Below are 16,871 nucleotides of genomic sequence, written 5' to 3' on the forward strand. Positions count from 1 at the left end.
ACTAGACTCTAAACACGCTTTCAATATGAATTATTTTTGGATAATCTGAATAAGATTGCCACAAGTATCATCCAAGACCGCTATTGTGACCGCTCCCACTTTTGTTGGCACCATCGTAAATTCTACGCCTTTTTCTAATAATTGCTTGTATTCTTCGTGGATATCTGCTACACCAAACATCGTGGCAGGAATACCCTCAGCAAATATTCTCTTTTGGTAATCCTTTGCGGTAGGATGTTCATCCGGCTCCAGTAAAAGCTCAGTTCCTTCTAAATCATTTGGCGATACAAGCGTCAGCCATCTATGTTTTCCTAATGGTTCGTCTTCCTTTTTTACAAATCCAAGCTTATCTGTATAAAATGACAATGCCTTTGCTTGGTCTGTTACAAAAATACTGTTCACAATAATGTTCATTTGAATAGCCTCCTCTGCTAGTTAGCAACTTGCTTGCCTCCACCTGTTCATGTTCGTAAAATTATTCTACCCACTCTTTCAATAAGTGGCTCATTGTAAAACATAACAATTCGGTAGTTGCCCTTCCTCATGAAAGTGACAAGCCCGGTCCCCTCCAAAACAACAAGATGTTTAGCAATTGCTTGTCTCGTTATGGAAAGCTCATACTTCAAAAGTAGACGAACCGTGAGCTCATACAAGGTCATTTCATTTCGTTCACATAGTTCATCTATGATAAGCCTCCTAGTCGAGTTCGCAAGTGCTTTAAATATAGCATCTTTGTCCCATTTCATAAAACGAGTATAGACAACTTTTTTTGCCCTCTTTTTAAATTTTTTAGCGTCTATCATTTGCAAAAACACACAAAAAAAGCTGTCGCCGACTCGTTTTTTAGAAAACCTGTCGAGGACAGCTAAGTCTTATAATCACCATTAAAGCACATGGCGTTAGTCGTGCACTATCACATTAAAGAAAAGCTACCAAATGGATATCTGTTGCAATGCTTATTCACTAGGGCAATTTTGCAAAATTGTACAACTGCTCATTATTCACGCTTTAGATATTCACAACATCAGCTAAAATACTCAAAACCGCTAAGCCAAATAAAATGTCGTCTTGTGTTGTTATCATTATCTACATATTTGTCGTAATGCGATGCGACTATTCAATTTCTGGTATAGTGCTTGGTTTGCTAGGTTTAAACCAGCAATGTTAACGCTTATTCGTTGTCCTCCCAACTAGGAAATATTTTCCACAATTGCACCATGGACATTCAAAACGAAACAGGTATTAGTAAATCCATGTGAGTAAAAGCTCTCATGAAGAGGAACACAGCAAGCATGAGTAGAACACTCACACTTGCTGTATTTTTATAAGGGTAACACCGTGGAATATTTGATTTCCCGTAACGATAAATTTGTTTGAATTCTAGAGATCCCTAACTTATTTAATTTCCGAATAAATCGATTCAATTCTTGTCGATCTCGAATGACGATTTTTAATAAGTAATCATAGGCACCTGTTAAACAATGACATTCCAATATTTCTGTCATCGTTTTTAAGCTCGTTTCCAATTCTTCTATTTCCTTCGCTTGATGGATATCCGTACTCATAAAAACATAGCACAGTAAATCAAATCCTAGTTTTTCCTGATTTAAAATAGCAACTTGCTGATCGATGTATCCTTCGTTTTCCAATCGTTTGACTCTTGTATGTGTCGCTGGTGGCGATAAGTTTACACGTCTAGCCAATTCGGCATTACTAATATGAACCTCTCTCTGCAAAATATCTAAAATTTGAAGATCCATACTGTCTAGACCTTTCGTTTTGCTATCCTCCATAGCTGTGTCCCCTTTCGATTATTTTTCGTTATGTATTTACGAAGCTATTTTTCCGAAGATTATTTTTATAAAATCACAATAACTTTAGTTTATTTCAAATAAAATCACTTTCACAAAATATTATACAGTCAATTGACAATTAATGCTATGATTCTTAGTATACATAAAGGTAAAAGAGGGTGTTACGAGCTTTGGTTAAATTGTATATAGGTCTAATGCTTATCACAAGTTTACTGTGGGGTGGAAATTTTGTTGTTGCCAAGACGCTTGTTGCACATGCATCACCTTTGACATTGACAACGGTCAGATGGTTAATTGCTGTCATTGTCCTTGTCCCTTTAGTTTGGTGGAAAGAAAAAAAATTAGTTCCTCCAAAACAAGCCATTGTTCCGTTAATGTTGATGGGGGTTACTGGGGTTGCTTTCTTTAATATCTTTCAATTTTTAGCATTGGAGCGTACGACATCTACTAATGCTGGGCTTATCTCTACTATGAATACAATATCCATTGCCCTGTTTTCGTTTGTTTTGCTTAAAGAAAAAATAACAAAGTGGCAGTTATCGGCAATGATTTTATCCTTGTTCGGAGTAGTTCTCGTTCTTTCAAAAGGAGATTGGCAGCTATTGCTGGATTTCCAGTTCAATACAGGTGATTTATGGATGTTGGCAGCCGTGTGTGTTTGGGGACTGTATTCCGTCTGTAGTAAATGGGCTATGCAAACAACCTCACCATTAATGGCTACCTTTTATGCAGGAATATTTGGTGTGCTGATGCTCCTACCATTTACGAGCACAGATTTCACCTTCACAAATGTCAATACATCTTTCATTCTTTCCATGCTATATACGGGTATTATCTCAACCGTTGTTTGTATGGTATTTTGGAATATCGGTGTACAGAAGCTAGGCGCGACAACATCGGGGATTTTTTTAAACTTCAATCCAATTTTCACCGCCCTTCTCGCCTATTTATTTATTGGAGAAAATATGTCTTGGCTTCAGGGAATTGGTGGACTTATCGTCATTGTGGGATGCTATTTATTCACTCAGTTTAAAGCAAAAGTTCCGCAGGCGATTATATAAAGAAAAAATGCATGGCACACTGAAGTGTCATGCATTTTGTTTTACAGGCTTCTTTACAAGAACCACAAAAGAAACAGCCGTTCCTTCATGAAGCTTACTCGTAATGAGCAATCCTTGCCCGTAATGCTGTTGAAGACGAAGATGGGTATTCATTAAGCCAATGCTTCCGGATGGCTGTTGTTTTGTCTGAAGCAACTGGGACAATCGTTGTTCATCTATGCCAACACCATTGTCCGAAACCGTAATTTCAAGTTGTGATTCACTTTCATAAATCCGAATATGGATCGTTCCCCCTTCTGTACGTTTTAAAATACCGTGCTGTAAGGCATTTTCAACTAAGGGTTGAATCGTTAATGATGGAATAAGCACATCTGTAGATGCCTCTAAATCCCATTTAACCTGAATACGATCGCCGAAGCGCTCCTGCTGAATATAGAGATAAGCTTGAATTAACGTAAGTTCATTTTCTAACGGCACAAGTGCTTCAACATTTTGAAAATTATAGGATTCTCTTAAAAAATCACTGAGTGCCTCTACTAATCTACTTGTTCGCTCACTATCCATTTCACTCAACGTTAAAATGGCATTTAACGTATTAAAAAGAAAATGAGGCTCAATTTGTGCCTGCAGCCAAGCAGCCTCCATACGATGACGCTCCTGTATAGATCGCTTCACCTTTATTAAAGCCGCTACTCGTGATCGTAGCTCTAGGGCATCGACAGGCTTGGTCACATAATCATTTGCACCTGCTAAAAAACCATTTTCAAGATCCTGGGGTTGACTACGCGCTGTCAGTAATAATACAGGTAAATCGGTGATGGAGAATTGCTTCCGAATAAGACGAACTAATTCGTACCCTGACATTTTCGGCATCATCACATCTGAAATAACTAAATCCCACTCGTGTGACTGAATACATACTAGCGCTTCTATACCACTTGTCACCGTAACAATGTCATACTGTTCATTCGCTAAAATGGTCTCAACGACCCGCAAATTAATAGGCTCATCATCCACTACCAATATACGCGGATGATTAAACTCCGTACTCTGTTCATGTTCCAAGTCAGTTTGTAAAGGTGTTATGCGCTCTGGAATCTTGCTAACACTTTGTCGTCCCTTTTCAAGTGGCTCTTGGACATTCGATTCAACCGCTAAGGGCAATGTAAATGTAAAGGTCGAGCCTTGTCCAACAATAGATTGGGCTTTCAATGTACCGCCATGCAATTCAATGAGCCGCTTACAAATGTTTAGTCCTAGCCCAAACCCTCCTTCTACCATAGTTTTACTGATCGTCCCTTGCTCATATCGTTCAAATATTCGACGCATGGTTTCATCGTCCACACCAATGCCTGTATCCGTAATGACGATGTTCGCCATTCCATTGCGTGTATAACTCGAGATTGTAATCGACCCTTCATTCGTAAATTTCACAGCATTATGCACTAAATTAAAGACAATTTGAATCACACGATTTTCATCAGCTAGCACTCTTTGAAAATCTTCAGGTATTTTCAGGACAAACTGAACAGGCTTCCCCTCAATCATAAAGCGCAGCATATCAAAAACACCCACAGCAATGGAATGGATGGAAACCCTACTTAGTTGTAATTGTTGTGTATTGTCTTTCAAACTTACGACATCCAGCAAATCATTTAACAACAAAGACATCCGATTACCTACGGACAGGACAGTTTCTAAATCAGTCACACTTTTTGCAGTTAACCGATTGGCTTCACGATCAAGTACCGCTTTGGACATATTGATGATGCTATGAAGTGGATTCCGTAATTCGTGAGAGGTACTTGCCAAAAATTCATCCTTAATTTTATCAGTCTCTTGCAATTTATGAGCAAGCTTCTTCGTATCGGCATGTACCTTTGCGTAATCTTTAAACCACAATGTCGCTAAACAGGCAATTGTCACCATCAAATCAAATGGATAAGAAATGACTTTAATTCCTGTAATCAGCAGCATGACATCCCAAAGGATACTATTCACAAAAGCCACTAGGCCTAATAAAATAAAGACATTACTGCGAATATCCTTGATGGATTTTCCGGTCATCAAAATCAAAGTAATCACTATGGGAGCCCCTAAAATAACCATATAAAAAGCTTGTATGGAAACAAGATAACGTATCGGTAAAGTAAAGGCTAATAGGATTGCCACCAAGCAGAAAAAAGTGTACATCCGTTTATAGTGCTGTAAATGTGGCGGTAGCCAGTGCTCTATACACTGCAATAACGAGTAGCCAATGCCTACCATAGAAAGATGGACTAATATAAATCCCCAATCATAATTGATGGGAAACCAAAATGAAAGAAGTTTATCATCACTTCCTAATAAATAATAAAACATGATATTTACGGTTAAGATCGAAAAGAATAGTAGGCGTTTATCTTTATTTCCAACTAAATAGAGGATAACAGAGTAAATGGCATGCAGGACCAAGACCACTGCCACGAATAACTGCATCGTGATGGACAATTGTGTCTCCCGATTGATCACATCTTCTTGTCCAAATTTTATAGAGCGTACAATTCCCCCATTACGAGGATCTTGAAAGTTGGCTACTTGAATGACCAGTTCGATTTCACTTTCACCATTTATCTCAAATGATGCTGTAAAGGGTATATTTTTAGCCATTGTTTGCGCTCGATTTTCACCTAACTCCCCTGATTTCGCAATTAAGCGATCGTTTACATATATTTCTGCAGCACTGCGAATACTTGGGACTCTTAAACTAAAGGTTCTTGCCTCTTCTGTATTAACCAGTATTTTTAGTTGATAAGAGCCGTATCCAAATGGGCTTTGCTCTCCTTTCCGAAAAACGTTGTCCCAACCATCTGGGACTTGTATGTATGAGTGGTTGGAGGATTGATGATCCATCAACCACTGTGATGGATGGAAGGACCATTCGCCATCAAGTGTTAATGCATCATGTTGAAAATCAAAATCACGGACATCGATTTGCCCCTTTATTGCAGATGGTTGATCTGGCTGCGTAAATGAATGGAGCCACAACATACGAGAACCTGTTAACAACACTATAAATAATATAATGATAGCCATAATTCTATGTTTCATAGTGAATGACCATAACACCTCCTAAATCTAAAATGGTAGAGTGATTCAATAACCACCTATTTTACCAACTCAACTTATACAGAATCTGAACAACCCATTTTGCCCTAAAAAAAACAAGACAGTCTAGAGACTATCTTGATTTCCCATAAATACTATATCTTCTGCGGTGGAATGATGCCTGTAACAAGTAAGATAAAGAATACCAAACCTATCAGTACGAATAGTAGTGATGCTATAAATACAGGACCTGCTTTAAACTGAAATCGATCTCGCTCCTGGATGATGCCTGTTATGGCTCCAGATTGTGCTGCAAAAAACCTTGACATAGCTCCTCCACTACTTGTAAAGTAGAGCGTTCCTAATGTAAAGGCAGCCCCTGTGAAAAACATGACCTCAATAAATCTGACAGAAAATACGGAGGCAATCCAATAAGTTAGGACGTATTCTATCATAAATGCAATAACCATCATAATAAAATATTTTCGGTTCATTAAAAAACCCCCTCTCTTTTCAATTTACGAAAATTATTGGTAAAGGTTTCATTTTTATGAAAACACTGTATATGTTCATCTCCAACTGAGCACGTCTGTTTCATTTTAAACATTTAGAAGAGCCGTGTATGGTCTACTATTAACTCTGCTGAAAATGAAAAAACCTTACTGTTTAAGGTCTTTGCTGTAGTGCACAATCCAATATTTCCTTATAAAGAATATTCCATTTGTGATAATAAAAAGCAATATCATTCGGATTTACAAACATACGTTGAGCAGATTCAAATTCTCCCTCAAATGGGAGCAGATTTGTTATCGTCATTTTGTAGAATAGTTGATAGCCAATTTTAGGATAGGGACTATTTTTTGTCCATAATGGATTTTCACTATGGTCAACGATAATATGCCCTATCAACTTACATTCCCCTTCCACATAGCCCTCTTCCAGTGCTTCCCGTTTTAAACAATCCTCTGGGCTTTCACCCGGTTCAATATGTCCTCCTGGAAAATCCCATCCTCGATGATTTACATCCACCAATACTAATTGATCCCCTTGAAAACAAAAGCCATGAACACTTGTTATTAGATGATGTGGGGGCAATAAGTTATTTTTTTCCCAAGTTAATGTAACGATGGATTCTCCCCAATTCACATAAGTGGTTGTCAATTATTTCCTCCTAAAATAATAATCTCTCTTACTGATACTTATTTAATAGTTCTACTGGAATATGACAATAATCGTTTGGACATCTCGCTAACCTATCTTGATGTTCCTCTGCGCTTCTTACATAATTTGTCAGAGGTAATACTTCAACAACAATCAAATCATAATCATTTCTCTTACAAAGAAACGCCTGTGCCTCAAGTAAGTGTTCCGGATTTTCACTATAAACGCCAGTTCTGTATTTCTCGCCTACATCCTGTCCTTGTTTATTCAAACTGTAAGGATCAATCATTTCAAAAAAATACCCCATTAATTCCCTGATGGATACAACGGACGGATCAAATCCTGTTTTTACACATTCGGCATACCCATCGTAATCACTCTCAAGTGTAAAACTTGTTCCGTTGGCTCTTCCTGCCTCTGTAAACACAACGCCTGGTAACGTTTTTATAAAAGCTTGAACTCCCCATAAGCAACCACCTGCAAAGTATACTACTTCCAATCTCATTCCCCCCTTTATAGTAAAAAATAGTCCCATCTATATTTTTGTAAGAAATTCCTAAATTTTTATTCCATACTACCATGAAATTCAACCAAATTACAGGCAATTTTCTCTCAACATAAAAGGACCAGGATACCCACTATGTTGGGAAGCCTGGTCCTTTTGTGAAAAAGTGAAGCTTACTACTTTGCTTTAGTTTTGTATCCTACTATTACAGTAGTTGTTTTCATCCTGAAAAAGTTACAGCTTGTCTAAACATTCTATTAAGAACTTTTGAATTACCATCTAAATGCTTCCCTCGAACATAAGTGAAGAAGACCGACGAAATTGAAGTTTGCTATAATCCACAAGACATAGTCCAGAACATTCAGCATACTTTTTAAAATATGTATTTCCCTACACCTACACTTGTACATACTCCTTCCCTTTATAAATACTTCGTTATCATTCTATTTACTAATGCCTAGCAGCATAAATCGTCCATCTCCATATGATTCAAAAAAGAAGGGAAAACGTAGAAATACAATTAGCTTCATCACCGTCAATTTGTCGCTAGCCAATGCAATAAAGTTTATTTCCACTAAAGATTGACTTATGAAGTTGCTAATGCTAAATTTACTAAAGCAGTAATTTAGTAAATTACTAAATCCAAATGATAAGGAGTTTTTTTCATGAACATCCCCACACATTTAAAACATAAACCCGTAATTGTTGCCGAAAACTATGCCAATATCGATGGACGTACAGCCTATCAAACTGATGCTCAAGGGCTTTCTCTCGGATTAGCTCAGTGGAATGACAGAGGCAAGGTGGATATTTCAGCAAAGGTTTGGCGTCATACAGGTGGCAAATGGTCTCGTCAATCAGAAGAGCTTCCCCTACATCGTGTGCTTGACCTTGCTATTTTAGTCTGTGAGGCGCAACTTCATTTTAAAGAGGCCTATCGCTATGAGCATTTATATGATGAAGAAAACCCCGTGATTAAGCGTGTAGGCTTACAGGGCGATGCCATGACTGTGGAGGTTTGTACAGAAAATGAGCAAATCCATGAAGATATTCAGCTCTTTCAGCAAGCGTTAAATAATGATGGTGAGCTAATCGGTGAACGACTACGCACATTGTCACGAATCTTAAAAGAAATGGGTTATTAAAACTCAAGAGGAACATAATGATGAATGCACAAATGTTACAAGACGATCAAAAGCTTCGGAAGGCCTTTTTAAATTTTTTAATTCCGGTTATGTTGGCAAATGTCCTACAATCCGTTGGGCAGGTTTTTGCCATGTTTTTAGTGGGGCGTAATTTGGGTGTCGATGCATTAGCAGCGATTTCAGCCTTTTTTCCATTTTTCTTCTTTTTAATGGCATTTGCCATTGGTATTGGATCAGGTAGCTCCATCTTAGTGGGGCAAACCTTCGGGGCTGGTAATCATGCTAGGATGAAGGAGGTTGTTGGTGTAACGCTCGCCTTCACAACGATTTTATCCATTGTTGTGGCAATCTTTGGTGGCTTTTTTATTGAATGGATTTTACGTTTTATGCAAACACCGGCTAATATATTAGATATGAGTATTAGCTATGCCCAAATTTTATTCTTCACGTTACCAATTATGTTCTGGTATATGGTGTATACAACCTTTATGCGTGGAGTTGGTGATTCGAAAACACCATTCCTATTTTTAGTAATCAGTGTTGTGTTAAATATCGCCTTCCTTCCTCCATTACTGTTCGGTTGGTTTGGCCTGCCTGCATTTGGCTTAAATGGCGCTGCTTATGCGTCTGTGTTATCAAACCTAGTAACAATGATTCTGTTACTGGCATATTTGCATAAAACCAAGCATTTACTCCGTTTAGACAAATCTATTTTACAGCATTTTAAATTAAAGAAAGATATTTTAGCTTCATTATTAAAGCTAGCGATTCCATCTAGTATTAGTATGGTTGCTATATCTGTGGCAGAAATAGCTGTCATAGGCTTTGTTAACGTTTATGGCTCCAATGCAACTGCAGCTTATGGTGTTGTGAATCAGGTGGCTAGTTATGCACAGGTACCTGCGATGAGTATTGCTATTGCCACATCTGTATTTGTCGCTCAAGCATTAGGAGCGAATTCTACAGAAATGATTAAAAAAATTCGCCAAATGGGTGTTCGTATTAACTATCTTTTAGGTGGTGCGATTATACTTATCATGTATCTATTTGCTGAGCCAATTTTGGCCTTTTTTATCGATTCACATGATACTGTACTCATTGCCAAAAATTATTTATATATCGCCTTTTGGAGTTATTTAATTTTCGGTCATACACAAACGGTTTCAGCTACGATGCGTGCAACAGGCGTCGTTTTATGGCCTACAATTTTCTTAGTTATTACTATTTGGGTAGTTCAGGTACCGTTAGCGTTCCTATTATCCCACCACACTTCATTAGACTTAAATGGTGTATGGCTCGCCTACCCAATTACCTTCTGTGTACATTTCATTATGCAATATACCTACTTCAAGCTAGGCTGGCAAAAACGAACATTAAAAGCAATGCTTAACGATTAAAGAATTGAGGACATGAAAAGAGCTCATGTCCTTTTTTCTATAAACACAAAATGACCAGGTGCTCGTCAGTGAGCCCTGGTCATCTTGTGAAAAGTGAATTTTACTACCTTGCTTTAGTTTTTTGTATTCTACTAATGAATTAGGCGTATGTCGTTTAAAAAAGTTACAAATAAAAAAATATTTTTTTCATCTTCTTCGATTTATTTTACCCCAAGGTTTAATAGACAATTAAAACGTATTGAATTACCCTACTTTTTTTTATAAAAACACCACCTTTTGTCCAAGCTATTATTATAAAATAGCTACTTGAGAGTGGAGAAACCATGAAAACAACCTTCAAATTTATAGTGATGATTTTTCTTACAACCCTGCTCGCAGGTTGCTGGGATATTACAGAGCCACAAAGAATGTACTATATCAATGCAGTCGGTGTTGATTACGTTAATGATGAATATGAGGTCTATTTACAAATTATTAATTTTGCAGATGTCGCTAAATCCGTTCAACCCAGGTCAAATACTGAACCTGCTGAAATTGGTCATGCCAAGGGAAAAACCATAGAAGAAGCTATCTACAAATTGTACCGATCGTCTGACCAGCAAATTTTTTGGGGGCATATGAGATATATTATCTTCTCAGAGAGAGCCATGGAAAATGAGCGTTTTATCCCAGTTATTGATACGTTTATTCGCTTTCGAGATACAAGATATCAAATTTGGATGTATTGTACAAAGGAATCAGTGAACGATGTCCTCCTTGTCTCACCAATATTAAAAAATTCACTGTCTTCTTCAAAACTAAGTAACCCAATCAACCCAACAGAACAAGAAACGTTTATTGAACCAAAAAATTTACGAGAAATCGTTATTGGGTTAAATGAGCCAAACCACGAAGTGACTGTACCTTATGTCTCCATCAAAAAAGATTGGCAAACGGTCGATGAAAAGGTAGAAGAAACGTATTTTTCAGGTGTCGGTATTTTGTCGAAAGACGGCGTAAAAGGTTTTTTGAAGGATGAGGCTGCTAGAGGTAATCAATGGATGCATAATTACACAAACCGAGGTGAAATCACCTTTAAATTAAGAACTGACGGTAACGAGGAGTTGACCGTTAGTATTAATAAATTACAAGTAGAAAAAATACCTATTGTAAATAAAGAGGATGTTTATTTTGATGTGGAATTAAAACTTCATGCAACCGTCCAAGGCTTTAAAGGGAAAGTCAGCGAAAAGGAATTGAAAAAACAAATTATTCAGGAAGTGAAAAAGGAAATCAGAGAAACCTATACGGAGGGATTAAAATTAGATGTAGATATTTTTCGATTATCAGAGGTACTCTATCGAGATAACGTCAAAGCATGGAGAAAAATAGAAAAAGAAGGAAAAATCCCTTTACAAGAGAACTCTATTCGTAAAATATCTATTGATGTTCAGCAAATAAATCCAGGACGCAAAACGTTTTCAGAAATCATTAAAGTTAAAAGACAGGGTTCTCCTGAATAAAAAACGCTTGGGAGCCAAGCGTTTTTTTTTATAAGTGAAATTGCTCTTGGACTATTTTTGCTACATCTTCCGCACTTAAATTTGTGCTGTTTATCTTTATATAGTTTGGGAATTGGATTTCGTCCTCTAAAGAGTTCAATCTGTTTTTCTCTATTGAGGTTAACAAGTCATTTTCAGACCAAATAAGGTCCCTTTTTGAAGGCTTATGCTTCAGTCTATTCGAGCCTTTATTGCGATGCAGTCTTTCTTCTAAAGCAGCCTCAAGTTCTACATAGTATACCTTGCCCCCTTTGGATTCAAAAAGCTCAGTAACCCCCTTTACATAATCCCAATCGTCTTGAACATCGAACGCCCAAACAAATGTGAAAATTAATCCATATAAATGACTAGCTGAAACTTCTTTGAAAATCTCCTGTCGAAATAAATTGACTAATCTCTTCCCCTCTTTCGTATCGTAGTCAAAGAAATGACTAACTAAATCAATTGTCATATGATTATGAAATAGCTTTAAATTAGTTATTTTGGCTAATTCCTGCCCAACTGTCATTTTCCCAACAGCTTGAGGACCAAATATAAGGACAAATTTCATTTGTTACCCCCTAGAAAATGCTCTTAATTTTTGAGTATAAAATAATTTTCACAGCAAATAATAGTTGTATATAGTTCTAATCGAGGTGAAAAATAAATGGAACATTTCCCACTAATACATACGAACTTTTGGGATGCCGTCATCGCTGTTCCAGTGGTGATGATGCTAACACAGTTGATGAAAAAGCTATGCCATATTAAACCTTTTTGGGTCCCCTTCATCGCTTTAGTTATCGGCTTACTCATTTCCGTCTTCATCAGCCATCGCCACCATCTGTTAGCTGGCTTGTTTATGGGCTGGTTTTATGGCTATGCAGCTATTGGTAGTTATGCTTCCTTGAAAACCTCTTATATTACATATAAGCAGAAAAAACTAAAAAAACAAAATCGGTTTTCCCCTTAAATTTGTTAGGGACTACGTACAGTTCAAAGTTCTTAAATTAAAAATAACCCCTCTTCTATCCCTCTCATCATATCGATTGCTCCATTTGATTGATTGGAACAGATCACTACCTTGTAAGAGGATTCTGGATAATATGCCGAGTGGAAGCATACTCCAGGATCGTACCCCATAACATGATATTTCAAAATAGATTGATGACTATTTTTCTTAATCCATATGCCATGTCCATAACCACTACTTTCACTCATTTCTACATGTGCTAATAGAAGTTGCTTCGTTAAAGCTTCATTTAGTAGTTCAAAGTTCATCAGAGCATCCCATAACTTCGCCATATCACCTACTGTGACAAATGCTCCCCCATCAGAACCACCTTTGACAGGTAATGAGTAGATATTTGTTTTCCATGTACCATCTGCATTGTCGATATAGCCTAAGGCCGTATTAGAAGGTAGAGCGTCCAATGAAAAATAGCCAGATTCCGTCATCTTTACACGATCAAAAATAAATTGTTGAATGTAATCTGAAAAGACCATACCTGATATATGCTCAACAATTAATCCTAATAAAATATAACCTGCATTATTGTAGTGAAATCTAGCACCTACTTGATATTTCATAGGACGATTTTGGAATAAAGGTAAAAAATCACTCAATGTTCGAAGCTGATACATTGGATTTTCAATCCACAACTCTTCAAAATCATCCATTTCCTCCTCATCAAAATAATCTGATATCCCTGATGTATGCGTCAGTAAATGATTAATCGTTATTTCCTTATCAAAATGTGGAAATGACTGATTGAGACATTCACATAGTTTAGTGTCAAAAGAAAGTTCTTCTTGTTCTATTAGCTGACAAATAGCTATTGCAGTAAAAATCTTACAGCCAGAGGCAATACCAAAACGAGTTTTTGCATGATTTTTGATTTCCTCAGAACGATTTGCATACCCAAAACTTTGGTTGACTACGATACCCTGCTTTGGATTCTCTACAAGCACGGTACCTGAAAAATTAATCTTCTGTTGAATGTCCAGTATGATGTTATCTAAATTTGTATTCATCCATTTTCTCCTAATTTAATTAAATTTTTTTTAAATAACTGTTCACTACCGCACCATAAATTTCCCCATAACGATGACGTTTCACATTGTTCTCTCTTAAGGATAAGGTAAAGGGACCAATTACTAACACTCCGAAAATCTTTTTAATAGATGCCGCTCCTTTCTTCCCTACGTAGATGGATAATTTATGATGTATTTAGTTGAAAGCTGTATGCTACAATGTAGGACCCGTTAATAGGAAGGCAAACCGCTCCACACCTGGGTATTTTTCTCCTAAACTTGTCATGTGAAATCCTATCTTTTTATAAAAAATCACAGCATCTCTATCCGTTTCGGCATAAATGGAAGAAAATGAATGATGATGGTGAATAGACTGAACCATCCTACGCCCAATTCCTTTCCCACGATGCGCTGGCGATACGGCTATATGTTTAATGACACACGGATGTGCATCACCTATTTCAATTCCTATACAGCCAACAAGTTCTTGATCCATGTAATAGCCATATAATTTCCATGCCAGGGAATGTACATACAAATCATATGCCTGATCCACCTTTGCTTTGGATGTGGCATAGGATAATAATACTTTCACTGCGGGTTGAATAGGATAAGATTGAATAATTTCCAATGCACTCTACCTTTCTATTATGGTTATACAGATAGACCTTGTTTTATTTCATAAAAGCGTTGGGATGGATGAATTATCCTTACTCCCTTAATAAGGATATAGTCGAGGCATGTTATACGTTGTTTCTTTTTTTCCACAACACTAAAACAAACATTAGTAGAAATAAAAAAGTCATGCCGATCATAATCACTGAAAGTGGATCAACAATCATAAAATAGCTGTCTCTTACCTGATAGCTGCTACTCATGGTAAACCTCCTATTTCATAAGTGATATGTATGTGTTTCTTATTCTTGTACCAAGAAATAACGAATGATTGCGGTGTTTGTAGGTTTCTGCACTAATTTGCACGATACGTATCTCCTATTTTATATTATCCATCCAAATAATGGTATGTTATATTACTTAAAAGATAGATTATGGGAGGGTTCATGATGAAAATTAGAAAGGCAATCGTCGAAGATGCTACAGGTATTGGGACAGTACATGTCGATAGTTGGAGAACAACCTATAAAGATATAATTCCAGATGAATTTTTAGAAAAATTATCTTATACACAACGAACACTTTTATGGGAACGTCATCTCGAAGATCTTACTAAATTTATACTTGTAGCTGAAAATGACGACGGAGATATTATTGGCTTTTCTTCTGCGAGTCAAAGGGAAACAGCACCTATTCCCAATTCCATTTATTTAGAAACACTCTATCTCCTAGAAGCCTATCAAGGGAAAGGTCTAGGTAAGCTTTTATTGAAAGAACTATTTCTTTTCTTTCAGCAGAAAAACTATTCCAAAATATATGTAGAGGTGTTGGCTGACAATACATCAAAATATTTCTACGAACATTTTGGCGCAAAGCTTTTAACAAGCCTAGACATCAATATTGGGGGCAAAGTAGTAGAGGAGCTAGTTTATGAATGGGATGATGTCAATAAAGTAGTAGAACTATTATGGGATGCATAAAAGCACCCAAATGAATTGGCAGCCTTTAACTACAGATTAGGAGGGTTGAAATTGGCGATTGGCGTAGTTGCTATTGCTTTGGTGTTAATCGTATCTATCGTTTTCATTATATGTCTGGGTAAATCGAAGAAAACAACATTCATTATTTGGGGAATCACTTTAATGGTAGTCATAGCACCACTGTTTGCCTGGGTGGTATCTATTTTGTATGGCATAAAAGAAGGCGACGGTTTTGCAGCAGTAGGACTCATGGTCATCTTGTTCCCCTTTTTATTTCTCATTGGGCTGGTTATACTTCTCGTCGGTGTATTCAAAAAATTTTAATATATACCACTCCTGTTTATATTTTACTTCTTTAAAAATAAACAGGAGTAAAGTTAGAATGCTTAAATTAAAATCTTCTCAAAGCTTAGGATAACTTTATCTTCGTAAATTCTCTCGTCAAACTGTATAAAACCAAGCGAAGTCCAGAAGTTGACAGCGCTTTTATTAGTAGAATGTACTGCGATATGAATACAGTTTGCTCGTTGACTTCTCATTAATTCCTCGTACATCATGTATATTTTTTTGGCATATCCTAAACCTTGATATTTTTTATGGACCGCCAATAGACTGATCCAAGGTTTTTGATGACGAGGGCTTAACATGCCATAATCCAAAATAGCTAGAAAGTCATCCCCTTTTTTTACCAAGTATCTTTCAACCTGTAATTCTTCTGTTTCTTCATGTATAGCTAGAATATCCTCATTCCCAAGAACCTTTTGATCATAGGCGATTAAATTATATGCCTGATTTGAGTTCATAATATCCTTTTCGATTTCCACGAATGTCCTATCATTTTTATGAAAGGTAAACATTTTTTATTTCTCCTTTTCTTTTGTTAATTTTATAGTACCTCAAATTGGAGTACATTGGCGTTTATTTATGTATCCAAGATAGACCTTATTCTATCCGTGCCTCTTTTTTAGCTGACATTAGACGAATACCCCACTCCCTTCAATGACAAATTACATACTATAAATTGAAGAAAGGAGAGGTTTTCATGGGATATTACGGAAACGTAGGAAATGCAGGATATTATGGTAGTGTAGGTAATTACAATTGCTGTTACAGCGGTTATGGTAATGAGTATAACATGGGCTACTGCATGGACCATGGCAAAGGTAATAGTTCAACATTTGTCTTAATCGTGATTCTATTCATTCTACTCATCATTGTTGGCGCAACATTCATGCAAAAAGAAGATTGCTAATCATTAGTGATAAGAGATAACTATAACTTCTTTTGTCAATCATCCAAGGGTCCTTTACAGCCAGGTGGCCCTTGGATTTTCACTAAGAAAAAAAAGAAAAACAACCGACTAACATTTGTCGGTTGCTTCACAAATTACGATATTAGTCTTGAATAGCTGGCTCTAATGCGACAACCATCATGTCGTTGAATTACTTGTACTTTTTTAAAGAACAGGATACTTCATGAATGTTGATTTAACAACATTCTACACTATTTAAAATACAACTAAAATTGTTTACCTTTTTATTACGTTAACTAA

The 16,871-nt window shown here is 36.7% G+C and carries 20 protein-coding genes; 8 read left to right on the forward strand and 12 right to left on the reverse strand.

The annotated features are described in order from the left end of the window. Positions 1–30 precede the first annotated feature (30 nt). The 3 genes from ACOZBY_RS11520 to ACOZBY_RS11530 all read right to left on the reverse strand — a co-directional run bounded on the left by ACOZBY_RS11520 (position 31) and on the right by ACOZBY_RS11530 (position 1,793). Positions 31–414, reverse strand: coding sequence for a VOC family protein (locus tag ACOZBY_RS11520; protein ID WP_422762381.1), 384 nt, complete (start codon positions 412–414; stop codon positions 31–33). A gap of 47 nt (positions 415–461) precedes the next feature. Next, on the reverse strand, positions 462–746 hold the full coding sequence (locus ACOZBY_RS11525) for an ArsR/SmtB family transcription factor (RefSeq protein WP_419185275.1): 285 nt from the start codon (positions 744–746) through the stop codon (positions 462–464). A gap of 576 nt (positions 747–1,322) precedes the next feature. Then, the gene (locus tag ACOZBY_RS11530) at positions 1,323–1,793 is read right to left on the reverse strand and encodes an Lrp/AsnC family transcriptional regulator (RefSeq protein WP_012294382.1); all 471 of its coding nucleotides are present in this window, start codon (positions 1,791–1,793) and stop codon (positions 1,323–1,325) included. A gap of 215 nt (positions 1,794–2,008) precedes the next feature. On the opposite strand from ACOZBY_RS11530, the gene ACOZBY_RS11535 reads away from it, so the two are divergent. Continuing rightward, the gene (locus tag ACOZBY_RS11535; protein WP_012294381.1) at positions 2,009–2,875 is read left to right on the forward strand and encodes a DMT family transporter; all 867 of its coding nucleotides are present in this window, start codon (positions 2,009–2,011) and stop codon (positions 2,873–2,875) included. A gap of 27 nt (positions 2,876–2,902) precedes the next feature. Here ACOZBY_RS11535 and ACOZBY_RS11540 read toward each other — a convergent pair whose 3' ends face one another. The 4 genes from ACOZBY_RS11540 to ACOZBY_RS11555 form a co-directional block, all read right to left on the reverse strand. Then, positions 2,903–5,965, reverse strand: a complete 3,063-nt coding sequence (locus tag ACOZBY_RS11540; protein WP_422762382.1) for an ATP-binding protein — start codon at positions 5,963–5,965, stop codon at positions 2,903–2,905. Between the two features lie 152 nt (positions 5,966–6,117). Then, a complete protein-coding gene (locus ACOZBY_RS11545) occupies positions 6,118–6,456 on the reverse strand; it encodes a hypothetical protein (protein WP_422762383.1) in 339 nt (112 codons plus the stop codon). Between the two features lie 172 nt (positions 6,457–6,628). Next, complete coding sequence (locus tag ACOZBY_RS11550) at positions 6,629–7,123, reverse strand: NUDIX hydrolase (RefSeq protein WP_422762384.1); 495 nt, start codon at positions 7,121–7,123, stop codon at positions 6,629–6,631. Between the two features lie 28 nt (positions 7,124–7,151). Next, entirely contained in the window at positions 7,152–7,622 is a 471-nt protein-coding gene (locus tag ACOZBY_RS11555) for a peptide-methionine (S)-S-oxide reductase (protein ID WP_036161596.1), read from the reverse strand. Positions 7,623–8,293: 671 nt separating this feature from the next. Here ACOZBY_RS11555 and ACOZBY_RS11560 point away from each other — a divergent pair. The 3 genes from ACOZBY_RS11560 to ACOZBY_RS11570 all read left to right on the forward strand — a co-directional run bounded on the left by ACOZBY_RS11560 (position 8,294) and on the right by ACOZBY_RS11570 (position 11,672). Then, positions 8,294–8,773, forward strand: a complete 480-nt coding sequence (locus tag ACOZBY_RS11560) for a DUF6530 family protein (protein WP_012294376.1) — start codon at positions 8,294–8,296, stop codon at positions 8,771–8,773. Positions 8,774–8,790: 17 nt separating this feature from the next. Next, positions 8,791–10,170, forward strand: a complete 1,380-nt coding sequence (locus ACOZBY_RS11565; protein ID WP_012294375.1) for an MATE family efflux transporter — start codon at positions 8,791–8,793, stop codon at positions 10,168–10,170. A gap of 323 nt (positions 10,171–10,493) precedes the next feature. Then, positions 10,494–11,672, forward strand: coding sequence for a Ger(x)C family spore germination protein (locus tag ACOZBY_RS11570; RefSeq protein ID WP_198695971.1), 1,179 nt, complete (start codon positions 10,494–10,496; stop codon positions 11,670–11,672). A 28-nt stretch (positions 11,673–11,700) separates the two neighbouring features. Here the strand turns inward: ACOZBY_RS11570 and ACOZBY_RS11575 are convergent, their stop codons facing one another. Next, positions 11,701–12,261: an AAA family ATPase gene (locus ACOZBY_RS11575; RefSeq protein ID WP_422762385.1), complete on the reverse strand. Its 561-nt coding sequence runs from the start codon at positions 12,259–12,261 to the stop codon at positions 11,701–11,703. A gap of 96 nt (positions 12,262–12,357) precedes the next feature. Here ACOZBY_RS11575 and ACOZBY_RS11580 point away from each other — a divergent pair, with 96 nt between their 5' ends. After that, positions 12,358–12,663 carry a hypothetical protein gene (locus tag ACOZBY_RS11580; protein ID WP_012294372.1) on the forward strand — a complete coding sequence of 102 codons (306 nt, stop codon included), beginning with the start codon at positions 12,358–12,360 and terminating at the stop codon, positions 12,661–12,663. Between the two features lie 32 nt (positions 12,664–12,695). Here ACOZBY_RS11580 and ACOZBY_RS11585 read toward each other — a convergent pair whose 3' ends face one another. The 3 genes from ACOZBY_RS11585 to ACOZBY_RS11595 all read right to left on the reverse strand — a co-directional run bounded on the left by ACOZBY_RS11585 (position 12,696) and on the right by ACOZBY_RS11595 (position 14,602). After that, a complete protein-coding gene (locus ACOZBY_RS11585; protein WP_422762386.1) occupies positions 12,696–13,724 on the reverse strand; it encodes a serine hydrolase domain-containing protein in 1,029 nt (342 codons plus the stop codon). A 214-nt stretch (positions 13,725–13,938) separates the two neighbouring features. Beyond that, positions 13,939–14,355 (reverse strand): GNAT family N-acetyltransferase, encoded by a 417-nt coding sequence (locus ACOZBY_RS11590; RefSeq protein WP_422762387.1) that lies wholly within the window; start codon positions 14,353–14,355, stop codon positions 13,939–13,941. A gap of 112 nt (positions 14,356–14,467) precedes the next feature. Then, positions 14,468–14,602, reverse strand: coding sequence for a hypothetical protein (locus tag ACOZBY_RS11595; RefSeq protein ID WP_257216129.1), 135 nt, complete (start codon positions 14,600–14,602; stop codon positions 14,468–14,470). Between the two features lie 183 nt (positions 14,603–14,785). Between ACOZBY_RS11595 and ACOZBY_RS11600 the strand changes: the two genes are divergently transcribed. Continuing rightward, on the forward strand, positions 14,786–15,319 hold the full coding sequence (locus ACOZBY_RS11600) for a GNAT family N-acetyltransferase (RefSeq protein ID WP_422762388.1): 534 nt from the start codon (positions 14,786–14,788) through the stop codon (positions 15,317–15,319). A 51-nt stretch (positions 15,320–15,370) separates the two neighbouring features. Continuing rightward, positions 15,371–15,643, forward strand: coding sequence for a hypothetical protein (locus tag ACOZBY_RS11605; protein WP_422762389.1), 273 nt, complete (start codon positions 15,371–15,373; stop codon positions 15,641–15,643). 62 nt (positions 15,644–15,705) lie between these two features. Here ACOZBY_RS11605 and ACOZBY_RS11610 read toward each other — a convergent pair whose 3' ends face one another. Next, the gene (locus ACOZBY_RS11610) at positions 15,706–16,176 is read right to left on the reverse strand and encodes a GNAT family N-acetyltransferase (RefSeq protein WP_416277739.1); all 471 of its coding nucleotides are present in this window, start codon (positions 16,174–16,176) and stop codon (positions 15,706–15,708) included. Between the two features lie 185 nt (positions 16,177–16,361). On the opposite strand from ACOZBY_RS11610, the gene ACOZBY_RS11615 reads away from it, so the two are divergent. Beyond that, the gene (locus ACOZBY_RS11615; protein ID WP_031418153.1) at positions 16,362–16,571 is read left to right on the forward strand and encodes a YjcZ family sporulation protein; all 210 of its coding nucleotides are present in this window, start codon (positions 16,362–16,364) and stop codon (positions 16,569–16,571) included. The last annotated feature ends 300 nt before the right edge of the window (positions 16,572–16,871 follow it).

Origin of the sequence: Lysinibacillus sp. NPDC056220, assembly GCF_049315265.1 — a bacterium.
Taxonomy (GTDB): Bacteria; Bacillota; Bacilli; order Bacillales_A; family Planococcaceae; genus Lysinibacillus; species Lysinibacillus pinottii.

Bases quoted from the DNA above. Each gene is read 5' to 3' on its own strand.
- ACOZBY_RS11570 (WP_198695971.1), top strand. From the start codon at position 10,494: ATGAAAACAACCTTCAAATTTATAGTGATGATTTTTCTTACAACCCTG.
- ACOZBY_RS11560 (WP_012294376.1), top strand. From the start codon at position 8,294: ATGAACATCCCCACACATTTAAAACATAAACCCGTAATTGTTGCCGAA.
- ACOZBY_RS11545 (WP_422762383.1), bottom strand. From the start codon at position 6,456: ATGAACCGAAAATATTTTATTATGATGGTTATTGCATTTATGATAGAA.
- ACOZBY_RS11530 (WP_012294382.1), bottom strand. From the start codon at position 1,793: ATGGAGGATAGCAAAACGAAAGGTCTAGACAGTATGGATCTTCAAATT.
- ACOZBY_RS11525 (WP_419185275.1), bottom strand. From the start codon at position 746: ATGAAATGGGACAAAGATGCTATATTTAAAGCACTTGCGAACTCGACT.
- ACOZBY_RS11580 (WP_012294372.1), top strand. From the start codon at position 12,358: ATGGAACATTTCCCACTAATACATACGAACTTTTGGGATGCCGTCATC.
- ACOZBY_RS11595 (WP_257216129.1), bottom strand. From the start codon at position 14,602: ATGAGTAGCAGCTATCAGGTAAGAGACAGCTATTTTATGATTGTTGAT.
- ACOZBY_RS11565 (WP_012294375.1), top strand. From the start codon at position 8,791: ATGATGAATGCACAAATGTTACAAGACGATCAAAAGCTTCGGAAGGCC.
- ACOZBY_RS11520 (WP_422762381.1), bottom strand. From the start codon at position 414: ATGAACATTATTGTGAACAGTATTTTTGTAACAGACCAAGCAAAGGCA.
- ACOZBY_RS11615 (WP_031418153.1), top strand. From the start codon at position 16,362: ATGGGATATTACGGAAACGTAGGAAATGCAGGATATTATGGTAGTGTA.
- ACOZBY_RS11535 (WP_012294381.1), top strand. From the start codon at position 2,009: ATGCTTATCACAAGTTTACTGTGGGGTGGAAATTTTGTTGTTGCCAAG.
- ACOZBY_RS11610 (WP_416277739.1), bottom strand. From the start codon at position 16,176: ATGTTTACCTTTCATAAAAATGATAGGACATTCGTGGAAATCGAAAAG.
- ACOZBY_RS11540 (WP_422762382.1), bottom strand. From the start codon at position 5,965: ATGAAACATAGAATTATGGCTATCATTATATTATTTATAGTGTTGTTA.
- ACOZBY_RS11585 (WP_422762386.1), bottom strand. From the start codon at position 13,724: ATGAATACAAATTTAGATAACATCATACTGGACATTCAACAGAAGATT.
- ACOZBY_RS11575 (WP_422762385.1), bottom strand. From the start codon at position 12,261: ATGAAATTTGTCCTTATATTTGGTCCTCAAGCTGTTGGGAAAATGACA.
- ACOZBY_RS11600 (WP_422762388.1), top strand. From the start codon at position 14,786: ATGATGAAAATTAGAAAGGCAATCGTCGAAGATGCTACAGGTATTGGG.